Here is a 23,711-nt window from a genome sequence, read left to right as displayed (position 1 = left end):
TAATGAGCCTCGAGCTGCTAATGCCTTTTCTGACCGGTGTAGGTCTGTTTTTCCTGGTTATTTTTGGTTTTTTCGTCCTGTTCAAAGCCTTCTATATCAAGGTGCCGCAAGGCACTGCGCTGATCGTCAACGACATGTCGTCGACGCCCAAGGTGCATTTCACCGGTGCCCTGGTGTACCCGGTGATCAACCTAAAGGAGTTTATGAAGATCTCCTTGATCACCCTGGAAGTTGACCGCCGCGCCAAGGACGGGCTGATCTGCCGCGACAATATGCGCGCCGACATCACCGTGGCCTTCTACCTGCGGGTTAACGAAACCCAGCAGGACGTGCTCAAAGTGGCCAAGGCCATCGGCGTGGAGCGCGCGTCTGACCGTTCAGCGGTCAATGAGCTGTTCAACGCCAAGTTCTCCGAAGCGCTGAAAACCGTTGGTAAGCAGTTCGATTTCGTCCAGTTGTTCGAGAATCGCCAGGATTTCCGCGACCGTATCGTCGAGGTGATTGGCAACGACCTTAACGGTTATGTGCTGGAAGACGTGGCCATCGATTACCTGGAGCAAACCTCCAAGGCATCGCTCGACCCAAGCAATATTCTCGATGCTCAGGGCATCCGCAAGATCACCGAGCTGACCGCCGCACAGAACGTCATCACCAACGAGCTGGAGCGCAACGAAGAGCTGGCGATCAAGAAAAAGAACGTCGAAACCCGTGAGGCCACGTTGTCTCTGGAGCGTCAGGAAGCCGATGCGGTGGCCCGGCAGAAGCGCGAGATCGAAACCATCCGCGCCCGCGAGCAGGCCGAAACCCTCAAGGTGCAGGAAGAAGAGCGCCTGAAGTCCGAGCAGGCACGCATCCACACCCAGCAGGAGCTGGATATCCGTGCCGAGAACCATCAGCGCGAAGTCGAAGTGGCGCAGCAGAACCGCCAGCGTGCGGTGGTGATCGAGGTGGAAAAAGTCACCCGTGCCAAGGACCTGGAGATCGTCTCCCGCGAGCGTGAAGTCGAGCTGCAGCGCATCGAGAAAGAAAAGGCCCTGGAAGTTGAACGCAAGAATATTGCCGGGGTGATTCGCGAGCGCGTGGCGGTCGAGAAGACCGTGGCCCAGGAAGAGGAGCGCATCAAGGAAGTGCGTGAAGTGTCCGAAGCGGATCGGAACAAGCAGGTCATGGTGCTCAACGCCCAGGCCGAAGCCGAGCAGGAACTGGTGCGCCAGGTCAAGCAGGCCGAAGCCGACGAGACTCGCTCCCAGCACAAGGCCGTAGAAATCAACAACCTGGCCCAGGCCGAGTTGGAAGCCGCAGCCAAGCAAAGCGAAGCCAAGAAGAAAATGGCCGAAGGTATCGAAGCCGAGCGCGCTGCGCCTGGTTTGGCCGATGCGCGGGTGCGTGAAGTCACCGCCGCAGCCAAGGAGAAAGAAGGCCTGGCCGAAGCCCGTGTGCATGCCGAGCAACTGATCGCCGAAGCCAAAGGCGAGCAGGAGAAGGGCCTGGCCGAGGCTCGGGTGACCGAAGCCAAGGCAGCGGCCAAAGAGAAAGACGGCCTGGCCGACGCCAAGGTGCTGGAAGAGAAACTCGGCGCTCAGGCGCGTGGCGAAGAGCAGCTTGGCGCCGCCAAGGCCAAAGCCACCCAGGATTTGGGTATGGCCGAAGCCCATGTGCTGCTTGAGCGTTTGAATGCCGAGGCCGAAGGCCTGGGCAAGAAGTTCGGTGCGCTCGATGCGCTCAGCGACAACGCGCGTCAGCACGAAGAGTTCCGCATGCAACTGGAGGCGAACTTCGACGAAGCCATGGCCGCCATCGCTGCCAACAAGGAAATTGCCAAGGATCAGGCCGAAGTGCTCTCGGCGGCGCTGTCCAAGGCGAAGATCGAGATCGTCGGTGGCGAAGGCGACTTCTTCAATTCCTTCGCCAAGTCGCTGTCGGTGGGCAAAGCCATCGAAGGCGTGGTTGGCAAGAGCCCGGTGGTGCAGGACGTGTTGGCCCGTCTGTTGGCTGGAAAACCGGTCGAGGCCAAGGCCGCTGTGGTGACAGACAGCACACCGCCGCAGGTCTGACCCGCCAGGTGCCACTCGCTCGCAGTGGCACCGCTCCCGCATTTCCGTACAAGCCCCTGCTTGGCAGGGCGCTGTTTGGTTGAAGACGCCGCAGATTCAGGATGACCACGATGTCGGACTCGCAAGCCCCTAGCCAGCCACAGGACGTATTGGACAAGGCGGTCGCTGAAGGCGGCGCCTACGAGGTGCTGCACAAGCGCCTGCAGGAGCAAGGCCTGCGCCTGCGCCAGACCACCGAGGCGCTGAACGCTCAGCGTTTGCAGGAGTTCGGCAGCAGCCAGATGGAAGTGGTCGGGCGGGTACGTATCCGCACCGAGAACAACTGCACGGCGCGCGATATCGTCCAGGTCGGCGAGAACCTGCTGTTCGGCTACAACGTGTTCCTTGGCCTGAAAAAGGAAACCCGCGTCGAGGACGTGTTCTCCCTGTATCGCCTGAGCGAGCAGGACGAAGGCTATGAAGCCGAGAGCGTGGCGCTGGCTGACAGCTTTCTCGGGCAGAGCAGCTTTGTTAACGACTTCAACGAGCTCTACACCTATTACAAGAACACCCGCCTGCTGCAATTGCTGGTGCGCGACGGCAAGCTGCTGGCCAGCTTCCAGATCGGCGAGCGAATCAGCGATATCCGGGTGTTCCGCTGGTCAATTTCCCTCGACGGCAAAGAGGTTCGCTATATCGATAACCGCGGCGAGCGCGATATAGCGCTGCCGGCGCCGTTCGATTTTGAATGGCAAAAGACATCCCGCGAGATGGTGGTTAACGGCCGCCATCCGCATATGAATATCCTCGACACCATCTTCGTCGAGACCATCGGCGGCGACCTCACGGTCAAGGTTGAGAACAACACCGAGGACGGCCTGGGCATCTACCGCGAGGCAGTGCTGGACAAGACCCAGTCGCTGGACGACGCGCAGATCGAGTACGCCAAACTTGGCAGCCTGATCCTGCTGAAAATCCTGCCGTACCGCGAAGAACAGTGGCGCTACCTGGTGTTCAACAGCCTGACGCGCAAGGTTGAACGCATCGATGCCATCGGCCTGGCCTGCGTGCAGCTGCCGGAAGACCACGGCATCATCTTCCCCGGTGGCTACTACCTGCAGAACGGCGAGTCCAAGGCATTCGAGCAACCCATGGGCGGCATGCGCTTCAAGCGCGCGGTGCGCTCGCCCAATGGCGAGGACGTGCAGTACATCTTCTACCACCCGGAAGAAGGCCGCTCGGCGCTGTTCACCTACAACATGATCAACCGCCAGCTGCACAACCCGATCTTCGGCCACGGCTACGCGCGCCTGGAAGACGGGCGCATGGTGATTTTCGCCGCCGAAGGCACGGAGCCGACGCGTATCCACCCGATGCAGATCTGGCAGACGCCGTTCTGCAGCGATGATTTCGCCGCCCGCCAACCGGTGCGCAGCGGTTTCTTCGGGCGCATCGGCAATGCTGAGCTGGTGCGCGGCGTCTCTGACCTGCTGGGCCTTAGCCGCGAGATCGAGACGCCGGAAGTTTCGGTGCAGCGCTACACCCAGCTGTGCCAGAACACCCGCCGCTTGTTCGACGTCTACCACTGGCTAGGCGATGCCCAGTGCCAGGGCATGGCGCCACTGCTGCGCGAGATCGCCGCCACCGGCGAGCTGGTGCTCGACGAGTTCGAGAAAGTCGAGAGCATCCGTCAGCAATCGGGCCGCGCGATGGCCGAGGCCGAAACCCGCCAGCAGGCGCTGCTCTCCGGCCTGCTGATCGATAGCTGGGGCGAGGTGCAGCACTTTGTTGATGCGCTCAACGGCATCAATGCCCAGCGCGGCCAACTGCTAACCATTCGTGATTACCGCTATATCGATGTGGCGCGTATCGACGCCATGGAAACCGAGTTGCTTGCTGCTCAGGAGCAGGTCGCAGCCGCCACCTCGTCCTTCCTCGCCAGCCAGGCGGCGCTGCAGCCCTATGTGCAGCAACTGGCCCAGCTCGACGCCCAGGCGCAGAAAGCCGAAACCGTCAGCCAACTTAATGAGCCACTGGTGGCGCTGCAGGCTATGGCCGGCAATCTGGATATGCTCTCCAGCCTGATGGCCTCGCTGCCAATCGACGACGCCACCCAGCGTACCGCGATCGTCGAGTCGATTTCTGAAGTCTATGCCCGTCTTAACCAGGCCAAGGCCCGTGCCGAGCAGCGGCGCAAGGGCCTGGGTTCGGCAGAAACCGTGGCGCAGTTCGGCGCCCAGTTCAAACTGTTCTGCCAGGGCATCACCAACGCGCTGGCCATGGCCCAGGACCCGGAGCGCTGCGACGAACAACTATCGCGCCTGTTGGTACAGCTCGAAGAGCTGGAGAGTCAGTTCGGCGATCAGGAACAGTTCCTCAGTGACATTCTGGCCAAGCGCGAAGAGTTGCTGGAAACCTTCGAGGCGCACAAACAGGCGCTGCTCGATGAACGTCAGCGCAAGGCCCAGGGCCTGCTCGACGCCGCGCGGCGGATTCTGGAAAGCCTCGGTCGGCGCACCGCACGCCTGACCCAGCCGGATGAGCTGAACGCCTTCTTCGCTTCCGATCCGTTGATTCTCAAGCTGCGCGAACTGGCCGAGCGCCTGCGCGAGCTGAAGGACAGCGTCAAGGCCGAGGATGTCGAGTCGCGCCTCAAGGCCGCCCGCGATCAGGCGGTGCGCAGCCTGCGCGACAAGAGTGAGCTGTTTGAAGAGGGCGGCAACGTCATCAAGCTCGGTCCGCGCCATCGCTTTAGCGTCAACACTCAGGAGCTGGACCTGACCCTGATGCCGCGCGGCGATCAGCTTTACCTGCATCTCACCGGTACCGAATTCCTCGAGCCGCTGCAGAACGCCGAGCTGGAAGCGCTGCGCGACTATTGGCAGGTATCTCTGGAGTCCGAATCCGCCACCCTCTACCGCGCCGAATACCTGGCCGGCGAAGTGCTGGCCGCCGCCGATGCCGGACGCGATGGCCTTAGCCTGGACCTGCTCAAACAACAGCTGGCCCAGCCGGAGGCGCTGGTCAAAAGCATTCGCGACTTCGCTGCGCCGCGCTACAAGGAAGGCTACGAGAAGGGCATCCACGACCACGATGCGGCGCTGATCCTCGCCCAGTTGCTGCCGCTGCGCGACAGCGCCGGGCTGCTCAGCTACGGCGCCTTGCCGCGTGGTTTCGCCAGCTTCTTTTGGAGCCAGGTGCAGCGCCGCGACGAGGCCAAGCAGTGGCCGCAGCGTGCGCGTAGCGCCCGGCATATCCAGCAACTGTTCGGCCAGCGCGACAGCCTGCTGCAGCTGCAGGCGGAAATAGCCGATGCCATGGCCGGCTACATCGCCGAGCAGGGTATGCAGCTAAGTCCTGCGGCGTTGGCCGAGGCTGCGGAATACCTGGTGCAGGAGCTGGCCGCCGAGCGTATCGAGTTGGTCTTCAGCAAATACGCTCGTGAGCTGCTCGCCGGCTTGCAGGTGCGCTTGCAGGCCGCGCATATGTGGGATGTGTATCAGCAAACCCTGACGCAACTGCACGAACGCCCGGCGGCGCAATGGGCGCTGGTGGAGAACTGGTTGCGCGGCCTTTGCGCGGCAGACGAATTCGCCGCGCTCAGTGCCTATGTGCCCGAGGGTGTGGCCCTGGCTTTGCTTGCCGAGGACGTGGCCAAGCGCATCACCGAGGTGGACCTGCGCTTTACCGTCAAGGAACTGATGGGCGAACACCCACGGATCGGCGAACGGCAACTGATACTGGCAGTGGACGACTTCTTCGCCCGCCTGCGCGTGCATCGCGAGCAGTTCCTGCCCGGTTTGCAGCGCTACCAGGCATTGCGCCAGGACGTGGTGGTGCGCGAGCGCGAGGCCCTGCGGCTCAATGAGTTCAAGCCCAAGCCGCTTAGCTCCTTTGTGCGTAACAAGCTGATCAACGATGTTTACTTGGGCGTGATTGGCGACAACCTGGCCAAGCAGATGGGCACCGCCGGGGAGAACCGTCGCTCGGACCTCTCCGGCCTGCTGATGCTGATTTCGCCGCCCGGCTACGGCAAAACCACCCTGATGGAGTATGTCGCCCATCGCCTGGGGCTGATCTTTATGAAGATCAACGGCCCGGCGTTGGGCCACGAAGTGCGTTCCCTGGACCCAGCCCAGGCGCCGGACGCCACTTCACGCCAGGAGCTGGAAAAGCTCAACCTGGCGCTGGAGATGGGCAACAACGTGATGCTCTATCTCGACGATATTCAGCACACCCACCCGGAATTCCTGCAGAAATTTATCTCGCTCTGTGATGGCACCCGCCGTATTGAAGGCGTGTGGAAGGGCCGCACCCGCACCTACGATATGCGTGGGCGCAAGTTCTGCGTGATCATGTCGGGCAACCCCTATACCGAGTCCGGTGACGTGTTCAAGATCCCGGATATGCTGGCCAACCGCGCCGATATCTATAACCTCGGCGACACCCTGGGCGGTATGCAGGAAGCCTTCGCCCTGAGCTATATCGAGAACGGCCTGACCTCCAACCCGGTGCTGGCGCCGCTGGCCACCCGCGAGATGGCCGATGTCTATCGCTTTGTCGCCAAGGCCGAGGGCAAGCCGTTCTCTGCCAACGAACTGAGCCACAGCTACAGCGGCGCGGAGGTCAATGAAATCGTCACCACCCTGCAGCGTCTGATGCAGGTGCGCGATGTGGTCGGCCGGGTCAACCAGCAGTACATCGCCAGCGCCGCCCAGGCCGATCAATACCGCACGGAGCCGCCGTTCAAGTTGCAGGGCAGCTACCGCAATATGAACAAGATGGCGGAGAAGATCAGTTCAGTGATGAACGATACCGAGGTACTGCAACTGATCGCCGATCACTACCAGGGCGAATCCCAGCTGCTCACCACCGGCGCCGAGGAAAACCTGCTTAAGCTTGCCGAACTGCGCGGCAATATGACCGACGTGCAGGCCGAGCGCTGGGCGCAGATCAAACGCGACTTTATGCGCAACAAGGCCATGGGCGGCAGCGACAGCGATGTCGGTGGCCGGGTGGTGGCGCAGCTTAATGATCTGGTCGAGGGTGTGCGCGGCCTGGCCAAACTGGCGCCGGGTGAACAACCCGCCGCGCCGACGATTCCCTGGGCCGAACTGCTCGCCGGGTTGGATAATCTAGGCAAGCTGCGCCCGCAGGTGGAGGTGATTACACCGCCACAACCGGCCGTGCAGAAGGTGCTGGAAAGCCTGGCCGATAGCCTGCAGAACAGCTTTTTGCCGTTGATCAACGCCATGGACAAGAAAATCGATATCGACCTGCGCACCCACAACCGCATGCTGGAAATCTCCACCCAGCTGCGTGATCTGGGCGAGCAATTGGGCCATGAACAGCGCCTGGCTGGCGACAGTGAAAGCGAAACGCCATGAAGGCCGGGCTGTTGCCGCGCGTGCAGCTGTTGCTGGGCATCGCCGCACTGATGCTGGTGCTGCAGCTGGGCAACAGCCTGAGTGGTTACAGCCTGAATCTCTGGGGCGTGATCCCGCGCCGGCTTGAGTCATTGCCGGGCGTGCTGTTTGCGCCCTGGCTGCATGGCGGCTGGATGCATCTGTTGAGCAACCTGAGCGGCCTGTTGGTGCTGGGACTGCTGGCACTGCTCGAATCACGCCGCGACTTTATCCAGGCCAGCCTGTTTATCATCCTCGGCAGTGGGCTGTTGGTCTGGCTGTTCGGCCGCCAAGGTATCCATGTCGGCGCCAGCGGCTGGTTGTTCGGGCTGTGGGCGCTGCTGCTGGCGCGGGCCTGGTTTCGCCGTAGCTGGCTGGACCTGCTGTTGGCGGTGCTGGTGTTCTTTCTGCATGGCGGCTGGGTCTTCGGTTTGCTGCCGCAGCAAGGCGTTTCATTTGAGTATCATCTGGCCGGCGCGCTCTGCGGTGGGCTCTATGCGGCCTGGCGCTACACGCCGCGCGCACGACAAGGAGGTTAAATGGATTTCAATCGTCTCGATCAGCAGTTGCGTGACAGTCTGGCCGACCTGCGCCTGAGCAATGAGGAGCGCGATGAGCTGCGCCAGCTTGGTAGCGAGCTGAGCCCCGAGCAGGTGCGTTATATGCGCAACCGCGCCTTCGCTCTAGTACGTGAGCTGATGCGCCAGCCGGAGAATGCCGAGCCGGCGCTGAAGTGGCTGGAACAGGTGATCAAGACCCTGGACGCCAATATCGCGCCCACCAGCAACCTGGCCAGCGCCCATTTCAGCCCCGGCGAGGACTGCCGGCGGAAGATCCGCGAACTCTGCCGGCAGGCACGCAAGACGGTGGATATCTGCGTTTACACCATCTCCGACGACCCACTTAGCGAAGAAATCCTCGCCTGCCATCAGCGTGGTATAGCGGTGCGGGTGATCAGCGACAACGAAAAGCAGTTCGATGCCGGCAGCGATGTACAGTGGCTGCGCGACAAGGGCGTGCCGCTACGCATTGATTCTGGCCCCTTTCATATGCACCACAAATTCGCCCTGTTCGACGGTCGCCTGCTGCTTAACGGTAGCTTCAACTGGACCCGTAGTGCCAGCACCAGCAACGAGGAGAACTTTATGGTGGTCGACAATCCGCAGCTGCTGACGGCCTTTAGCCGCGAGTTTGAAAGCCTGTGGGCACGCTACCGGGACAACTGATGGACGATTCGTCGCCCGTTCACCGGCTTATCGGCTTCTACCGCAGTTGCTACCTGGCTGACAGCCGCGAGCTGGATCTGGATAACCTGAGTAAGTTGCCGGCCGAGCGCTGGGCCTGGTTGGGCGGGCGCGAAGAGCTGCTCAGTGGTGGCTTGCTCAGCTTGCCGTTGAATGCGCAACTGGGCGCCGCGCTGGAGCGCCAACAGAGTCTCTATCAGCGCGAGCTGCAACTGATCTACGGCGTGCTGCCGATTTGCGGACGCCTGGCCTCGGCCGATGCGCCCGCCGTCCCGGTTTGCGGCCCGCTGTTCTATTACGAGGCCCGACTGCAGCGCACAGCCGACGCGCAGAGCCATTTGCTGACCATCGACCTGCAGCAGCCCCACGGTAACTGGCGGCTGTTGCGGCGCTTGCTCGGCGGCGAAGAGCAGGATGCGTTTGCCGGGCTGGTGTTGCCCAGCGAGCCGCTGGATACCCTGGCCCTGGGCGAACTGTTGTCCTGGGTGGTGGCTAATACCCGGGTTCCGGATGTTGCTGCCGCGGCCGGTTTTCCCGCTTTGGCCGATATTGCCGTGCTGGACAAGGCGCAGCGTCGGCGCAGTCTCTCGCTGCAGTCTGCCGCCATGGTCGCGCTGGTGCCGCGCGGCACCGGCAGCCGTGGCATTGCCCACGAATTGCAGCAATTGCAGACGGCCAGCGAACTGTCGGCGCCACTCCGGCAGTTGCTTGGTGAACTGGCGCCGGCAGCGAATCAAGCTGCCGTCAGTTCACCGGAGAATCTGCCGGCGCAACTTAGCGCTGCCCAGTGTCGGGCATTGGCCAATGCCGCGCGCTATCCCTTGAGCCAGATCAGTGGCCCGCCGGGCACCGGCAAAAGCTACACCCTGGCTGCTCTGGCGTTGGATCGCTACCTGCAAGGCGAAAGCGTGCTGCTGGTCAGTCGCAGCGAACAGGCGGTGAGGGTTATCGCGCAAAAGCTGCGTGACGATTTCGGCTTGCGTGACGGCGTGCTGGAGTGCGACGGCCAGGGTCAGCTCAAAGGGCTGCGTGAACGCCTGGCGCGGGCTCTGCAAGGCGAACTCGAAACAGTCGAGGAGGGCGGCGAGCGCCAGCAGCGCCGCGAACTCGGCAGCCTGCAACGCAACGAGCAACGCTTGAGCCGGGCTTTTCGCCGACGCGGCGAGCAAGCGCTGGCCTGGAGCCGCCTGCTGTTGCGCGCCGAGCGCGGCAGCTTGAGTTTCTGGCAGCGCTGGTTGCAGGTGCCCTGGGTTCGTCAGCGCATCGCCGTCAGCGCGCGGCCTTGGGCGCTGCTTGATGAGCTGCGCGAATGTCAGCAGCGTCGTCAGCGCCTCAGTCGCGACTATCTGAATACGCGCCGGGCCTTGGGCTTGCAGCGCTTGTTGGCCAAGGATCGACAGACTTTCGTGCATTACAACCAGGCGATCCGCGCGCGCAACTCGCAGCGCCAGTTGGCGCTGTTCGAGGATATCGACCCGGCGCGCTTGTTGGCGGCGTTCCCGATCTGGGTGGTGACCCTCGACGAGTTGCATCGCATGCTACCGCTGCGCGCCGGCTTGTTCGATGTGATGGTGATGGACGAGGCAACCCAGTGCGATATCGCCTCGGCGCTGCCGGCCTTCCAGCGTTGCAAGCGCGCGGTGGTAGCGGGCGATGCGCGGCAGTTGCGGCATATCTCGTTTTTATCCATCGCCGCTGAGGCGCGCCTTGCCAGCCGCGCGCACGTGCCGGCCGAGCAGGGTGAGCGCTGGAGCTATAGAGCCAACAGCGTGCTGGATCTAGTGGGCGTACAACTGGCCCACCAGCAAGCGGTGATCTTTCTCGATGAACACTTTCGCAGTCGTCCGGCGCTGATCCGCTTCAGTAACCAGCAGTTCTATGCCAACCGCTTGCGGGTGATGAAAGAGCGTCCGGGGCAGGAGGGTTGCGACAGCCTGCAGCTCGAACGGCTGAGCGGTGAGCGCGGTGCCAATGGGATCAATCCGGCCGAGGTGGCGCGGGTGTTGGCGTTACTCGGTGAACATATGGCGCGCTATGCCACCAGCCCGGTTAAACCCAGCATCGGCGTGCTGTCACCGTTGCGCGATCAGGTCGAGGCGATTCGTAAGCAGGTCGCAGCCACCCTGTCGCTTGAGCAACTGGCTGAGTTTCGCCTGCTGATCGCCACGCCCTACGGTTTTCAGGGCGAGGAGCGCGATCTGATGATCATCAGCTTCGCTATGCATGGCAGTGGTGCCCAGGTCGCCGCCTACCTCAATCGGGCGGATATGTTTAACGTCGCCATCACCCGCGCCCGTGAGCGCCAGGTGCTGTTGTTCAGTGGCGACGAACAGCAGTTGCCTGCCCAGCACCTGCTGCGTCGGTATCTAGAATCCATTCGCCTGTTCGTGCCAGCCGCTCGGCCGGCGGCCGCGGAGGACGCTTTTCAACGCGAGGTCTGCGCGGCGCTGCACGCCCAGGGTGTCAGCACCTGGACCAGTTACCCGTTGGCCGGGCTGCTGCTGGATATCTTCTGCCAGCGTGGCGACAAGTGCCTGGCCATCGACCTGATCGGTTTTCCCGGTGAAGGCGAGGGCTTTCTCGAACTGGAGCGTTATCTGGTTCTGGCCCGCGCCGGCCTGGAAACCTTGCCGCTCAGTTATGGCCTGTGGACGCTTGAGCCGGAGTTGGCGTTGCAGGCGCTGTTACAGCGTTTGTAGCAACGTTTCTGCGCGGCTTTGCCTGCGGCCATCCATCCCTGCTCAAGGCACTCGGGCTGGATTCAGGGTAGACTTGCGGCCTTTCCGAATAGTCAAGAAGCCCCGTCCATGGCCCTGCCGTCTACCACTTATAAAATCGAGCTGAACCTCACCGACATGGACCGCAGCGTCTATGAAAACCTGCGTTTCACTGTGGCCAAGCACCCTTCGGAAACCGAAGAACGCCTGGCGGCAAGGTTGGTGGCCTACTGTCTGTTCTATCACGAGCACCTGGCGTTTGGGCGTGGCCTGTCGGATGTGGATGAACCGGCGTTGTGGGAAAAGAGCCTGGATGATCGCGTGCTGCACTGGATCGAAGTTGGCCAGCCGGACAGCGACCGCATGACCTGGTGTTCGCGGCGTACCGAGAAATTCAGCCTGGTGGCTTACGGTAATCTGCGTGTCTGGCAGACCAAGGCGCTCGATCCCGTGCGCAGCCTGAAAAACATCAACGTCGTCGCCCTCGACCAGGAAGCCTTGGCCAAGCTGGCGCTGGACATGCCGCGCTCGCTGAACTGGAGCGTGATGATCAGCGACGGCGAACTGTTCGTCACCGATGAGCGCGGCCAGCATGAGCTGCCCATCGAGTGGTTGGCAGGCGAACGCTGAGTCGCTGGTGATCCTGTAGCCCGGATGCAATCCGGAGGCGGTTGATGCTTGTGCCCCGGATTGTATCCGGGCTACGTCGTTCAATTGCTGCTGCGTTTAAATTCCGGCGGGCTGCACCCGCCCTACAGATAAGAATGCCCATGCGTATAGAATCCCGCCCGCTGCCTGAAAACCTGCCTGATCTAGGCGCGCTGCCGCCACTTCTGACCCGGCTGTATGCCGCTCGTGGTGTGCAGTCCGCTGCCGAGTTGGATAAAGGCCTGGCGCGCTTGATTCCGTATCAGCGGCTCAAGGGCATGGCGGGGGCCGTCGATTTGCTGGTGCAGGGGTTGCAGCAAGGCCAGCGCATGCTGATCGTCGGCGACTTCGATGCCGATGGCGCCACCGCCAGCACGGTGGGGGTATTGGGCCTGCGTATGCTCGGCGCGGCGCATGTCGATTATCTGGTGCCCAATCGTTTCGAGTACGGCTACGGCCTGACCCCGGAAATTGTTGCGGTGGCGCTGGAGCGCGAGCCGCAATTGTTGATTACCGTGGACAACGGCATTTCCAGCGTTGAAGGCGTAGCGGCGGCTAAGGCTGCCGGTTTGACCGTGCTGGTCACCGATCACCACCTGCCCGGTGCCGAGTTGCCGGCAGCGGATGCCATCGTCAATCCCAATCAGCCGGGCTGCGAGTTCCCCAGCAAGGCGCTGGCTGGGGTTGGGGTGATGTTTTATGTACTGCTGGCGTTACGTGCGCGGCTGCGGGAGATGGGCTGGTTTACTGCGCAGCGGCCTGAGCCAAACCTGGGTGAGCTACTTGATCTGGTGGCCCTGGGCAGCGTCGCCGACGTGGTGCCGCTGGATGCCAACAACCGCATCCTGGTGCATCAGGGTTTGGCGCGGATTCGCGCCGGGCGGGCGCGACCAGGCTTGCGCGCGATTCTTGAAGTGGCCGGGCGCGATCATCGGCGCATCACCTCCACTGATCTCGGCTTTATCCTCGGGCCGAGGCTGAATGCGGCGGGGCGGCTGGATGACATGGCGCTGGGCATCGAGTGCCTGCTCTGCGAAGACGAAGCCCTGGCCCGCGATATGGCCGTGCAGCTGGATCAGCTCAATCAGGATCGCAAGGCCATCGAGCAGGGTATGCAGCGCGAGGCCTTGGCCCAGCTCAAGGACTTGCCGCTGGAGGACATGCCCTTTGGTCTGTGCCTGTTCGAGGCCGACTGGCACCAGGGGGTGATCGGCATTCTCGCCTCGCGAATGAAAGAGCGTTATCACCGTCCGACCATCGCCTTCGCCGATGCCGGTGATGGCGTGCTGAAAGGCTCGGCACGTTCGGTGCCGGGTTTTCATATCCGTGATGCACTGGATGCGGTGGCCGCTAAGCATCCGCAGCTGATCAGCAAGTTTGGTGGGCATGCCATGGCCGCGGGCTTGTCGTTGCCCGAAGCCAATTTCGCCGCCTTTGCCGTCGCCTTCGACGCCGAAGTGCGCCGCCAGCTGTGTGAGGACGATCTGACCGGTCGTTTGCTGTCCGATGGCGCTTTATCTATTGAAGAGTTCCACCTGCCGCTGGCCAAGGAGCTGCGCAATGCCGGGCCCTGGGGGCAGCATTTTCCTGAGCCGCTGTTTCATGGCGTGTTTCAGCTGGTGCAGCAGCGCGTTGTTGGCGAGCGGCATCTTAAAGTGGTGCTGAAAAGCGAGTGTGGCAGTGTGCAGCTCGACGGCATCGCCTTTGGTGTGGACCGCGAGATCTGGCCGAATCCGACCGTGCGCTGGGTCGAGCTGGCCTACAAGCTGGATGTCAATGAGTACCGTGGGCAGGAAAGCGTGCAGCTGCTGATCGCCCATATTCAACCGCGTTAGGCACTACCAATGCTTTCGGTAGCCCGGATAAGCCCTGGCGCAATCCGGGATTAGGCTACCCGGATTGCGCTGCGCTTATCCAGGCTACGGGGTTGCGCTCTCCGGTAGCCCGGATGAAATCCGGGAAATAAGAAGGTATTAGCTGCGTGGTGCGGAAGGTGCAGAGCCATCGGCCAGGGCGCGTTCGCTCAGCTCGTTCCAGCGCGCAAGAAATTGCGGTGGCTGGCTGACGCGCTGCGGCGACTTGGCGAGAAATACGCCGTGGTTATTAAAGGAATACACCGGTAACAGATCGCCACGCTCACTGGCCGGGCGGATGCGCGGATCGAGGTTGTCGAGAATCAGCGGTTGCTCGCTGGCGCTGGGGTAATAGGCCAGCACCATATGCGCCTGGTTCTGCTTGAGCGCCTTGACGAAGGTCAGGCGCAGCTTCTCGCTGGGTACGCCCATGCGCACCAGGCTGAAGTATTTGGCGATGGCGAAATCTTCGCAGTCACCTTTGCCCAGGCTTAGTGTCTGCGCCGGCGTTGCCCAATAGTCGTCGACGCCCCAGGCCTGCTGGTCGCTAACAAAGCTCACTGAGCGATTGATGAAATGATTGACCCGCTCCAGCTGGGCGCGCTCGTCGTCGCCGGCGGAGTTATCGAGCAGGTTGAGCCAGCTGGCCAAGCGCGTATCACTGAGCGCCGCCGCCAGGGCGCTGTGCTGGGTACTCGATGCATCGGCCACCAGTACTGGGCTGAATAGCCAACAACTGGCAAACAGGCTGCACAGTAAGCGGTGGGCGGGGCGATTGGCGCGTGGCAACATGGCGCGAAGTCTCCGGCGTCGGCTCTTGATAGCCTTTTACCGTTGCGTGTTTTATGTCCGTCATCCTATCGGCGTCAAATATAGATCGACTATCGGCAGAATGTGATGGTGACCACTATTTGACATATTCGCAGGCGGATAACCGACGAATAGCCGGTTTCCCCGGTGCATTACGTCCGCTGGCAATCTTTCGAAGCACTCTGGCGTTAGGTGGCGGGAAACCTGCGTCTCTAGAATCTGTCTGTGTGCCTGCACAACTATTTTTAGGGAGAGCGCTTGATGATTACCCGTGGCTTGCTTGATCAGTTATTGAAGTCCGGCCAGGACCTGATGCAGCAGAAATCCGCTGGCAGCTCCGCTGGTGGCTCAACCGGTGGCCTGGGTGGTGCGCTGGGCGGTTTGCTTGGCGGCGCTGGTAAAGGTGGCCAGGGCGGTGATCTGGGCACTCTGCTCAAAGGGGCGGGTGGCGGCGCGTTGGCGGCAGGTGCGCTGGGCTTGCTGCTGGGCAACAAGAGTGCGCGCAAGATGGGCGGCAAGGCGCTGACCTATGGTGGCCTGGCCGCGCTTGGCGTGGTTGCCTACAAGGCCTACAACAACTGGCAGGCGCAGCAGGCCAATGCGCCGCAGGGCGAGCCGCAAACCCTGGATCGCTTGCCGGCGCCGCAGGCCGAGATCCACAGCCAGGCGATTCTCAAAGCGCTGGTGGGGGCGGCCAAAGCCGATGGTCATGTCGATGCACGTGAGCGGCAATTGATCGAGGGCGAGTTGGTCAAGCTCACCAGTGACGCCGAATTGCAGCATTGGCTGCAGGCCGAGCTGAACAAGCCGCTGGACCCCGCCGAAATCGCCCGCGCGGCCAGCACGCCGGAAATGGCGGCAGAAATGTATGTGGCGAGCGTGCTGATGGTCGATGAAGAGCACTTTATGGAGCGTGCATATCTGGAAGAGCTGGCCCGTCAACTCAAGCTCGATCCGGCGCTAAAGGCCGAGCTTGAGGCGCAGGTGCGTCAGGAGTTGCACGCGAGTTAGAGCACTGCAGCGTTTCTAGCCTGCAGTGCACGCGCACGGGTTTACCAGCCGAGTTGCTTGTTGAAGCCCAGCGCGTCGTAGTAATCGCCCTGATAGGCAATCTTGCCGCCTTTGATGCGGATAAAGCTTACGCCTTCAAATGACAGCGGCTTGCCGGTGGCTGGGGTTTCCGCACCCCAGGCACCGCTGTTGGTGCCGCTGAATTTCCACTGGAAGGCAATGCCATCAGCACTGACGATGGGCGCGCTGGTCATCTGCCATTGCAGATCCGGCACGGCGCCGACAAACACCTTGATCACGTTGTCGCGGGCGGCGGCTTTGCCGTTCTGCGGCGTGCCGACGGTGGCGTCGAAATACACGGCGTCTTCAGCGAGAAAGGTCGCAGCCTTGTCGGCATCGTGGGCGTTCCAGGCAGCCATATAGCCATCGACGATAGCCTTGGCATCATCTGCCGCCTGGACCAGGCCGGCGCAGGCGAACAGGGCGAGGAAGCTGATAGTGCGGAGTGCGATTTTCATTGTTGTTGCTCCAGCTCGTTGTGGGAATCCGTAGGGTGGATGTCGTTGTTTACATCCACCATGAGCGCGGCGTGGTGGATCGGTGAAGCGCGATCCACCCTACGAAGAGCTACGTCAGTGTTTGAACATGACGTGACGGATCGCGGTGTAATCCTCTAGCCCATACATGGACATGTCCTTGCCGTAACCGGACAGTTTCACGCCGCCATGGGGCATCTCGCTGACCAGCATGAAGTGCGTATTAACCCAGGTGCAGCCGTACTGCAGGCGCGCGGACATGCGGTGCGCGCGGCCCACGTCGCTGGTCCACAGTGAGGAGGCCAGGCCGTAGTCGGAGTCGTTGGCCCAGGCCAGCACCTGCGCTTCATCGTCGAACTGGGTGACCGAAACCACCGGGCCGAATACTTCGCGGCGGACGATTTCGTCGTCCTGCAAAGCACCCGCCAGTACGGTCGGCTCGAAGAAGAAACCGGGGCCCTCGACCGCGTTGCCGCCCGTCACCACCTTGATGTGCGAAACCGCCTTGGCGCGATCGACGAAACCGATGACGCGGTCGCGGTGAGCGGAAGTGATCAGCGGGCCGAGCTCGGTGCTTTCGTCATCCTGTAGGCCGTACTTGATGCTGCTCACGGCCTCGCCCAGTTTGGCCACGAACTGCTCGTAGATGCCTTTTTGCGCATAGATGCGGCAGGCAGCCGTGCAGTCCTGGCCGGCGTTGTAGAAACCGAAGGTGCGAATACCTTCTACCGCAGCGTCGATATCAGCGTCATCGAAGATGATCACTGGCGCTTTACCGCCCAGTTCCATGTGCATGCGCTTCACGCTGTCGGCGGTGCTGCTGATGATGGCTGAGCCGGTAGGGATTGAGCCCGTCAACGAGACCATGCGCACTTTCGGGTGGGCTGTCAGTGGTGCGCCGACGCTCGGGCCGCGACCGAAAACGATGTTGACGACCCCTGCCGGGAAGATATCAGCGAGGAATTCAGCCAGTTTCAGCGCAGTCAGGGGTGTCTGCTCGGATGGCTTGAGTACCACGGTGTTGCCGGCAGCCAAGGCTGGGCCGAGTTTCCAGGCGGCCATCATCAGCGGGTAGTTCCATGGCGCGATGGAGGCGATTACACCAATCGGATCACGGCGGATCATCGAGGTGTGGCCCGGCAGGTATTCACCGGCAGCGGAGCCACTCATGCAACGGCTGGCACCGGCGAAGAAACGGAATACGTCAGCGACGGCAGGCAGCTCGTCATTTAATGCAGCGCTGTAGGGTTTGCCGCAGTTGTTGGATTCCAGGCGGGCGAGTTCTGCGGCGTGGGCGTCGATCTTGTCGGCCAGTTGCAGCAGCAGGCTCGAACGATCTTTGGGGGCGGTTTGTGACCAGCTGTCGAAGGCCGCATCGGCAGCGCGAACTGCGGCATCGACCTGGGCCGGACTGGCTTCAGCGATTTCCACCAGGGTGGTGCCGAGGGAAGGGTTGAGCACGGCCTGGGCAGCGCCTTCGCCAGCGACCAGTTGGCCATTGATCAGCAGTTTGGTTTGCATCGCTTAAACCTCGCTATCGGGTTCTTATGAATGTTCTTGTCGGGTGGATCGGGGCGCGCAGCTGTCGCTTTTTACATCCGCCATGGGTATCTCTGCGGGCAGTGGTGGATCGATAAAGCGCGATCCACCCTGAGGTCTTCCTGCATCTCTACTTGCCGCTGCCGGCTACGCCTTCACCGCCTTTGGTCAGGTAGTAGGCGCCGAGGATTGGCAGCATGGTGGCCAGCATCACTAGCATCGCCACCACGTTGGTTACCGGCACATCGCGCGGGCGAGCCAACTGGTTGAGCAGCCACAGCGGCAGGGTGCGCTCATGGCCTGCGGTAAAGGTGGTGACGATGATTTCATCGAACGACAGGGCAAACGCCAGCATGCCGCCCGCCAGTAAGGCTGAACCGAGGTTGGGCAGGACGATGTAGCGGAAGGTCTGCCAGCCGTCGGCGCCCAGGTCCATGCTGGCCTCGATCAGGCTGTGGCTGGTGCGACGGAAACGGGCGATGACGTTGTTGTAGACGATCACCACGCAGAAGGTGGCATGGCCAATCACAATGGTCAGGAAGCCCGGCTCGATGCCGAAGCGCTTGAACGCCGCCAGCAGCGCCAGGCCGGTGATGATGCCGGGCAGCGCGATGGGCAGGATCAGCAGCATGGAGATGCTTTCTTTGCCGAAGAAGTCGCAGCGGTACAGTGCGGCGGCGGCCAGGGTGCCGAGGATCATGGCGACCACGGTCGCCAGGGCGGCGATCTGCGCGGACAGTTTGATCGCTTCCAACACGTCTGGGCGCGCCAGGGCCACGCTGAACCAGTGCAAGGTGAAACCCTGCGGCGGAAAGCTGAAGCCCGAGCTCTCGGTGTTAAAGGCATACATGAAGATGATCAGGATCGGGAAGTGGAGAAATACCAGCCCGCCCCAGGCAGCCAGTTTCAGCCCCCAGGAAGCCTGCTCCCCATGTTTTTCGGCGTTAGAGCGCATCGAAGGCCCCCAGACGTTTGACGATGGACAGGTAGACGGCGATCAGCACGATCGGCACCAACGTAAAGGCGGCGGCCATCGGCATGTTGCCGATCGAGCCCTGTTGCGCATACACCATGTTGCCGATGAAGAAGCCGGGTGGGCCCACCAGCTGCGGCACGATGAAGTCACCGAGGGTCAGGCTGAAGGTGAAGATCGAACCGGCGGCGATACCTGGGATCGACAGCGGCAGAATCACCTGCATAAAGGTCTGCCGAGGTTTGGCACCAAGGTCGGCCGAGGCTTGCAGTAAGGAGGGCGGCAGACGCTCCAGGGAGGCCTGGATGGGCAGGATCATAAATGGCAGCCAGATATAGACAAACACCAGGAAGCGCCCCAGGTGTGACGTCGACAGGGTGTTGCCACCCACCCCGGGGATGCCGAGGATCAGCTCCAGCAGTGGTTGCAGATGCAGCGCCTGGATAAACCACATGGCCACGCCGCCTTTGGCCAGCAGCAGGGTCCAGGCATAGGCCTTGACGATGTAGCTGGCCCACATCGGCAACATCACGGCGATGTAGAAAAACGCCTTGGTCTTACCTGTGGTGTAGCGCGCCATGTAATAGGCAATAGGGAAGGCCACCAGGCCGCTGGCAATCGATACCGCCACCGCCATGCTGACGGTGCGCAGGATGATGTCGAAGTTGGCCGCCTGGAACAGGGCGGCGAAGTTAGCCAGCGTGAGGTCCGGGGTGACCGTCATGCTGAAGTCGTCGAAGGTGTAGAAGCCTTGCCACAGCAGGGTCAGCAGCGAGCCCAGGTAAACTGCGCCGAACCACAGCAGCGGCGGAATCAGCAGCATCGACAGGTACAGCGTTGGCTTGCGGTAGAGCAGGTCAGACAGGCGCCGTAGCAGGCCGCCTGGGTGGTCGAGGTCGAGGCTCTGGCTGCTCATGTCACATCTCCTCGCGCAGGCCGACCATTGCCCCACGCGCCCAGCGCGCACTCACCCGCTGGCCCTGCTGTACCGGAGCGTCGCCCAGTTGCCATTGATTGTTGGCCTGGCTGACGGAGAAGTTCTGACCGTTCTCCAGCTGGATCTCGAAGCGCGTTGAGGCCCCCTGGTACTGGATGTCGTGCAGCAGGCCGCTGAGCTCGACCTCGTCGCTGCCCAGTGCTTCGCCGTTTGCCAGGCGGGTGTGTTCCGGGCGAATCGATACGGGCAGCGGTGAGCCGTTGAGTTGCATGGCCAACTCGCCTTTGAGTACGTTGGAGGTGCCGACAAACTCGGCTACGAACGGCGTGGCCGGTTTCATGTAGAGGTTGCGCGGGGTGTCGACCTGCTCGATGCGCCCCTTGTTGAATACTGCCACGCGGTCCGACATGGACAGCGCCTCACTCTGGTCGTGGGTGACGAAGATGAAGGTGATGCCCAGTTGCCGTTGCAGCTTTTTCAGCTCGCTCTGCATTTGCTCGCGTAGTTTGAGGTCCAGCGCGCCCAGCGGCTCGTCGAGCAGCAGCACCCGCGGGCGGTTGACCAAGGCGCGGGCGAGGGCCACACGCTGACGCTGTCCGCCGGACAGCTGTACCGGTTTACGCCCGCCATAGCTGCCGAGGGCAACCATGCCCAGGGCTTCTTCGGCGCGGGCCAGGCGCTCGGATTTGCCGACACCTTTGACCTTGAGGCCGTAGGCGACGTTTTCCAGCACGTTCATGTGTGGGAATAGGGCGTAATCCTGGAACACCGTGTTGACGTCACGGCGGTAGGGCGCAAGACCCACTGCCTCAACGCCGTGAATACGAATGGAGCCAGCGCTGGGCTGCTCGAAGCCTGCGATCAGGCGCAGGCAGGTGGTTTTGCCCGAGCCGGAAGGGCCGAGCATGGAGAAGAATTCGCCATCCTGGATGTCGATGGACACCCGGTCGACGGCTTTGACGTCGCCGAACGCGCGGGACACATCGATAAATTGCACTGCAAGGGTCATTTCACTAACTCCAGGATAAAAGCCACCCACCACCGTCTCTCCCGTTTGGAGTTGCCGACACAAGGCGCGAGAGTCGGTGGTGGATGTAGAACGGTTAACTGCTCGGACTTGCCGACACGTAGGGTGGGGGGCCGTATCCACTCACCGTGGTGCCGGTTGGTGGACGAAAAAGGCATCGTCCACCCTACGCGGCGCTTACGGGGCCTTTACCGACCGCCCATGATGGCGATGTAGTCCTGGGTCCAGCGGCTATAAGGCACGTACTTGCCGCCCTCGGACTGCGGAGTTTTCCAGAAGGCAATCTTCTCGAAGTTGTCGAAACCGTTGACCTTGCAGCCTTCGGCGCCGAGCAGTTCGTTGTCCTTGCAGGCAGCGGGTACCGCTGGCAGTGAGCCGAACCAGGACGCAACGTCACCCTGGACCTTGGGCTGCAGCGACCAGTCCATCCATTTGTAGGCACAGACGGGGTGCTTGGCTTCAGCGTGCAGCATGGTGGTATCGGCCCAACCGGTGGCGCCCTCAACAGGTACGGTGGAGGCAATCGGCTGTGTTTCCAGCTGCAGGGCGTTGACCTGGTACGGCCATGAACCTGAGGCCATGACGCCTTCGTTCTTGAAGTCGCTCATTTGCACAGTCGCATCGTGCCAGTAGCGGTGAATCAGCGGTTGCTGAGCGCGCAGCACATCCAGCACGGCGGCGTACTGGGCTTCGGTGAGCTGATACGGATCGTTGATGCCTAACTCGGGTTTGCTGGCCTTCAGGTACAGCGCAGCATCGGCGATATAAATCGGGCCGTCATAGGCCTGTACGCGGCCTTTGTTACTTTTCCCATCTGGCAGGTTCTGTTCCTTGAACACCACAGACCAGCTGGTTGGTGCGGTCTTGAATACGTCGCTGTTGTACATCAGCACATTCGGGCCCCACTGGTAGGGAGTGCCGTAGTGCTGACCGGCCACGGTATGCCACGGCGCATCCTTGAGGCGTTCGTCGACGTTGGTCCAGTTCGGGATCAGGGCGGTGTTGATCGGCTGTACCCGTTTACCTGCGACCAGGCGCAGTGAAGCATCGCCGGAAGCCGTGACCAGGTCATAGCCACCTTTGGCCATCAGGCTGACCATCTCGTCGGAGGTGGCGGCGGTTTTAACGTTGACCTTGCAGCCACTGTCGGCCTCGAACTGGGTGACCCAGTCATAGCCTTTGTCGGTTTCACCGCGTTCGATATAGCCGGGCCAGGCAATGATGTCGACTTGGCCTTCGGCTGCGCCGAGGGTTTTCAGTGGTTCGGCGGCCTGTGCGGCACTGATGGCCAACAGGGCGGTTGTAAGTGCGCTAAGCACTGCGGTTTTGTGCGCGGACATCGGAATTCCCTCTTCTTTTGGGCTGTTATTAGGGCAGTGAATGTCTGTCGGCAAGACCGCTGCCGAACGGGTGTTAGTCAGTCTAGTTGTTGTCCGTGGCGTGCCATGATGTGGCGCACCACGCTGTAATCCTGCAGTGAGTCGCTGGACAGATCCTTGCCATAGCCGGAGCGCTTGAGTCCGCCGTGCGGCATCTCGCTGGCCAGCATGAAGTGCGTGTTGATCCAGGTGCAGCCGTATTGCAGGCGTGCGGCAACCTGCATGGCCTTGTCCAGGTTCTGCGTCCATACCGAGCTGGCCAGGCCGTATTCGGAGTCGTTGGCCCAGTCCACCGCTTGGCTCAACTGGTCGAAGCGGGTAACGGTGACCACTGGGCCGAATACCTCGCGCTGAACAATTTCGTCGCCCTGCTTGCAGCCGGCGAGCAAGGTTGGCTGATAGTAGAAGCCGGGGCCGGAGTGCACGGCTGCGCCGGTAACGCGCTCGATGTGTGGTTGGCCGAGCGCTCGCTCAACAAAGCTGGCCACACGATCACGCTGGCGTGCACTGATCAGTGGACCGATCTGATTGTCACTGTCTTTCTTGCGGGCGAAGCTGATGCTCGCCACTGCATCACCCAGTTCGGCCACCAAGCGGTCATGAATGCCCGCCTGGGCGTAGATGCGGCAGGCCGCAGTGCAGTCTTGGCCGGCGTTGTAGTAACCATGGGTACGGATACCCTCAACCACGGCTTCTATATCAGCGTCATTGCAGACGATCACCGGCGCCTTGCCGCCCAACTCCAGGTGTGTGCGCTTAAGCGTGCGCGCGGCGCTCTGCAGGATTTTCTGCCCGGTGACGATATCGCCGGTCAGCGACACCATGCGCACCCGTGGGTGGCCGACCAGCTGGCTGCCGACGCCTTCGCCACCACCGCAAATAATATTCAGCACCCCCGGCGGGAGGATCTGTGCGAGTGCCGGGGCCAAGGCCAGAATCGACAGCGGGGTGTGTTCGGATGGTTTGAAAATCAGCGTATTGCCGGCCGCCAAGGCTGGGGCGATCTTCCAGGCGGCCATCATCAGTGGGTAGTTCCACGGTGCGATGGAGGCCACCACGCCAACCGGATCACGGCGCACCATGCTGGTGTGGCCAGGCACATATTCACCCGCCAGCTGCCCTTGCTGGCAGCGCACGGCACCGGCGAAGAAGCGGAATACGTCGGCGGTTGCGGGAATATCGTCCTGGCGAGCCAGGTGCAGCGGTTTGCCGCAGTTCAGCGACTCCAGACGAGCCAGCTGTTCTGCGTGCTGTTCGATGGCGTCGGCGATGGCCAGCAAGGCAGTTGCGCGTTGGGCTGGCGTGGTGCGTGACCAACTCGCAAAGGCACGGTGGGCGGCCTGTACGGCGGCTTCCACCTGCTCCAGCGAGGCTTCGGCAATAGATGTGAGTACGTCGCCGTTGGCGGGGTTGATGATAGCTTCGGCCAAACCTTCCCCAGCGACCAACTGGCCGTCGATCAGCAATGCGCTGTACAGGGTTGGCTCGGACATTTTCGGACTTCTTTTTTTAGTTTCTACCTGCATAACGGCTCCAGTTCTTGTCCGGAGCGCCTGCGTCCACATGCAGCTGAGACTAGAGTCCGGTACAGAGGTCGAC

Annotated in this window: 16 protein-coding genes; 8 read left to right on the top strand and 8 right to left on the bottom strand. The window is 61.9% G+C overall.

Going from position 1 to position 23,711, the window contains the following annotated elements; translation table 11 throughout:
• Window positions 1–2 precede the first annotated feature (2 nt).
• The 7 genes from Q8M42_RS13810 (at window position 3) to recJ (ending at window position 13,882) form a co-directional block, all read left to right on the top strand.
• Complete coding sequence (locus Q8M42_RS13810) at window positions 3–2,054, top strand: flotillin family protein (RefSeq protein WP_304865488.1); 2,052 nt, start codon at window positions 3–5, stop codon at window positions 2,052–2,054.
• A 110-nt stretch (window positions 2,055–2,164) separates the two neighbouring features.
• Complete coding sequence (locus tag Q8M42_RS13805) at window positions 2,165–7,420, top strand: DNA repair ATPase (RefSeq protein WP_304865486.1); 5,256 nt, start codon at window positions 2,165–2,167, stop codon at window positions 7,418–7,420.
• Complete coding sequence (locus tag Q8M42_RS13800) at window positions 7,417–7,977, top strand: rhomboid family intramembrane serine protease (RefSeq protein ID WP_304865484.1); 561 nt, start codon at window positions 7,417–7,419, stop codon at window positions 7,975–7,977. The genes Q8M42_RS13805 and Q8M42_RS13800 overlap by 4 nt, the downstream gene beginning before the upstream one ends.
• Window positions 7,978–8,664, top strand: a complete 687-nt coding sequence (locus tag Q8M42_RS13795) for a phospholipase D-like domain-containing protein (RefSeq protein WP_304865483.1) — start codon at window positions 7,978–7,980, stop codon at window positions 8,662–8,664. It begins immediately after the preceding gene.
• Window positions 8,664–11,381 carry a DEAD/DEAH box helicase gene (locus tag Q8M42_RS13790; protein ID WP_304865481.1) on the top strand — a complete coding sequence of 906 codons (2,718 nt, stop codon included), beginning with the start codon at window positions 8,664–8,666 and terminating at the stop codon, window positions 11,379–11,381. Before Q8M42_RS13795 ends, Q8M42_RS13790 begins: the two co-directional genes overlap by 1 nt.
• 108 nt (window positions 11,382–11,489) lie before the next feature.
• The gene (locus tag Q8M42_RS13785) at window positions 11,490–12,029 is read left to right on the top strand and encodes a YaeQ family protein (protein WP_304865479.1); all 540 of its coding nucleotides are present in this window, start codon (window positions 11,490–11,492) and stop codon (window positions 12,027–12,029) included.
• 140 nt (window positions 12,030–12,169) lie between these two features.
• Window positions 12,170–13,882 (top strand): single-stranded-DNA-specific exonuclease RecJ, encoded by a 1,713-nt coding sequence (gene recJ / locus Q8M42_RS13780; protein ID WP_304865477.1) that lies wholly within the window; start codon window positions 12,170–12,172, stop codon window positions 13,880–13,882.
• A gap of 138 nt (window positions 13,883–14,020) precedes the next feature.
• Here the strand turns inward: recJ and Q8M42_RS13775 are convergent, their stop codons facing one another.
• Complete coding sequence (locus tag Q8M42_RS13775; RefSeq protein ID WP_304865475.1) at window positions 14,021–14,692, bottom strand: transglutaminase-like cysteine peptidase; 672 nt, start codon at window positions 14,690–14,692, stop codon at window positions 14,021–14,023.
• A gap of 279 nt (window positions 14,693–14,971) precedes the next feature.
• On the opposite strand from Q8M42_RS13775, the gene Q8M42_RS13770 reads away from it, so the two are divergent.
• Complete coding sequence (locus Q8M42_RS13770) at window positions 14,972–15,721, top strand: tellurite resistance TerB family protein (RefSeq protein WP_304865616.1); 750 nt, start codon at window positions 14,972–14,974, stop codon at window positions 15,719–15,721.
• Between the two features lie 41 nt (window positions 15,722–15,762).
• Here Q8M42_RS13770 and Q8M42_RS13765 read toward each other — a convergent pair whose 3' ends face one another.
• From Q8M42_RS13765 to Q8M42_RS13735, 7 genes are all read right to left on the bottom strand, one after another.
• Entirely contained in the window at window positions 15,763–16,239 is a 477-nt protein-coding gene (locus tag Q8M42_RS13765; protein WP_304865473.1) for an ester cyclase, read from the bottom strand.
• A gap of 114 nt (window positions 16,240–16,353) precedes the next feature.
• Window positions 16,354–17,778, bottom strand: a complete 1,425-nt coding sequence (locus Q8M42_RS13760) for a gamma-aminobutyraldehyde dehydrogenase (RefSeq protein WP_304865471.1) — start codon at window positions 17,776–17,778, stop codon at window positions 16,354–16,356.
• Between the two features lie 148 nt (window positions 17,779–17,926).
• Entirely contained in the window at window positions 17,927–18,751 is an 825-nt protein-coding gene (locus Q8M42_RS13755; RefSeq protein WP_304865469.1) for an ABC transporter permease, read from the bottom strand.
• Window positions 18,741–19,685, bottom strand: a complete 945-nt coding sequence (locus tag Q8M42_RS13750; protein WP_304865467.1) for an ABC transporter permease — start codon at window positions 19,683–19,685, stop codon at window positions 18,741–18,743. The genes Q8M42_RS13755 and Q8M42_RS13750 overlap by 11 nt, the downstream gene beginning before the upstream one ends.
• 1 nt (window position 19,686) lies before the next feature.
• Window positions 19,687–20,715, bottom strand: coding sequence for an ABC transporter ATP-binding protein (locus Q8M42_RS13745; protein WP_304865465.1), 1,029 nt, complete (start codon window positions 20,713–20,715; stop codon window positions 19,687–19,689).
• 206 nt (window positions 20,716–20,921) lie between these two features.
• Window positions 20,922–22,073, bottom strand: a complete 1,152-nt coding sequence (gene ydcS, locus Q8M42_RS13740) for a putative ABC transporter substrate-binding protein YdcS (RefSeq protein WP_304865463.1) — start codon at window positions 22,071–22,073, stop codon at window positions 20,922–20,924.
• Between the two features lie 77 nt (window positions 22,074–22,150).
• Window positions 22,151–23,605, bottom strand: a complete 1,455-nt coding sequence (locus Q8M42_RS13735; protein WP_304865461.1) for a gamma-aminobutyraldehyde dehydrogenase — start codon at window positions 23,603–23,605, stop codon at window positions 22,151–22,153.
• Window positions 23,606–23,711 lie beyond the last annotated feature (106 nt).

Origin of the sequence: Pseudomonas sp. (assembly GCF_030684895.1) — a bacterium.
Lineage (GTDB): Bacteria > Pseudomonadota > Gammaproteobacteria > Pseudomonadales > Pseudomonadaceae > Aquipseudomonas.
This window is presented reverse-complemented; position numbering and strand designations above follow the sequence as displayed.

What these genes read in the sequence shown, in the direction of transcription:
- Q8M42_RS13810 (WP_304865488.1), top strand. Translation starts at nt 3, where the DNA reads ATGAGCCTCGAGCTGCTAATGCCTTTTCTGACCGGTGTAGGTCTGTTT.
- Q8M42_RS13805 (WP_304865486.1), top strand. Translation starts at nt 2,165, where the DNA reads ATGTCGGACTCGCAAGCCCCTAGCCAGCCACAGGACGTATTGGACAAG.
- Q8M42_RS13800 (WP_304865484.1), top strand. Translation starts at nt 7,417, where the DNA reads ATGAAGGCCGGGCTGTTGCCGCGCGTGCAGCTGTTGCTGGGCATCGCC.
- Q8M42_RS13795 (WP_304865483.1), top strand. Translation starts at nt 7,978, where the DNA reads ATGGATTTCAATCGTCTCGATCAGCAGTTGCGTGACAGTCTGGCCGAC.
- Q8M42_RS13790 (WP_304865481.1), top strand. Translation starts at nt 8,664, where the DNA reads ATGGACGATTCGTCGCCCGTTCACCGGCTTATCGGCTTCTACCGCAGT.
- Q8M42_RS13785 (WP_304865479.1), top strand. Translation starts at nt 11,490, where the DNA reads ATGGCCCTGCCGTCTACCACTTATAAAATCGAGCTGAACCTCACCGAC.
- recJ (WP_304865477.1), top strand. Translation starts at nt 12,170, where the DNA reads ATGCGTATAGAATCCCGCCCGCTGCCTGAAAACCTGCCTGATCTAGGC.
- Q8M42_RS13775 (WP_304865475.1), bottom strand. Translation starts at nt 14,692, where the DNA reads ATGTTGCCACGCGCCAATCGCCCCGCCCACCGCTTACTGTGCAGCCTG.
- Q8M42_RS13770 (WP_304865616.1), top strand. Translation starts at nt 14,972, where the DNA reads ATGATTACCCGTGGCTTGCTTGATCAGTTATTGAAGTCCGGCCAGGAC.
- Q8M42_RS13765 (WP_304865473.1), bottom strand. Translation starts at nt 16,239, where the DNA reads ATGAAAATCGCACTCCGCACTATCAGCTTCCTCGCCCTGTTCGCCTGC.
- Q8M42_RS13760 (WP_304865471.1), bottom strand. Translation starts at nt 17,778, where the DNA reads ATGCAAACCAAACTGCTGATCAATGGCCAACTGGTCGCTGGCGAAGGC.
- Q8M42_RS13755 (WP_304865469.1), bottom strand. Translation starts at nt 18,751, where the DNA reads ATGCGCTCTAACGCCGAAAAACATGGGGAGCAGGCTTCCTGGGGGCTG.
- Q8M42_RS13750 (WP_304865467.1), bottom strand. Translation starts at nt 19,685, where the DNA reads ATGAGCAGCCAGAGCCTCGACCTCGACCACCCAGGCGGCCTGCTACGG.
- Q8M42_RS13745 (WP_304865465.1), bottom strand. Translation starts at nt 20,715, where the DNA reads ATGACCCTTGCAGTGCAATTTATCGATGTGTCCCGCGCGTTCGGCGAC.
- ydcS (WP_304865463.1), bottom strand. Translation starts at nt 22,073, where the DNA reads ATGTCCGCGCACAAAACCGCAGTGCTTAGCGCACTTACAACCGCCCTG.
- Q8M42_RS13735 (WP_304865461.1), bottom strand. Translation starts at nt 23,605, where the DNA reads ATGTCCGAGCCAACCCTGTACAGCGCATTGCTGATCGACGGCCAGTTG.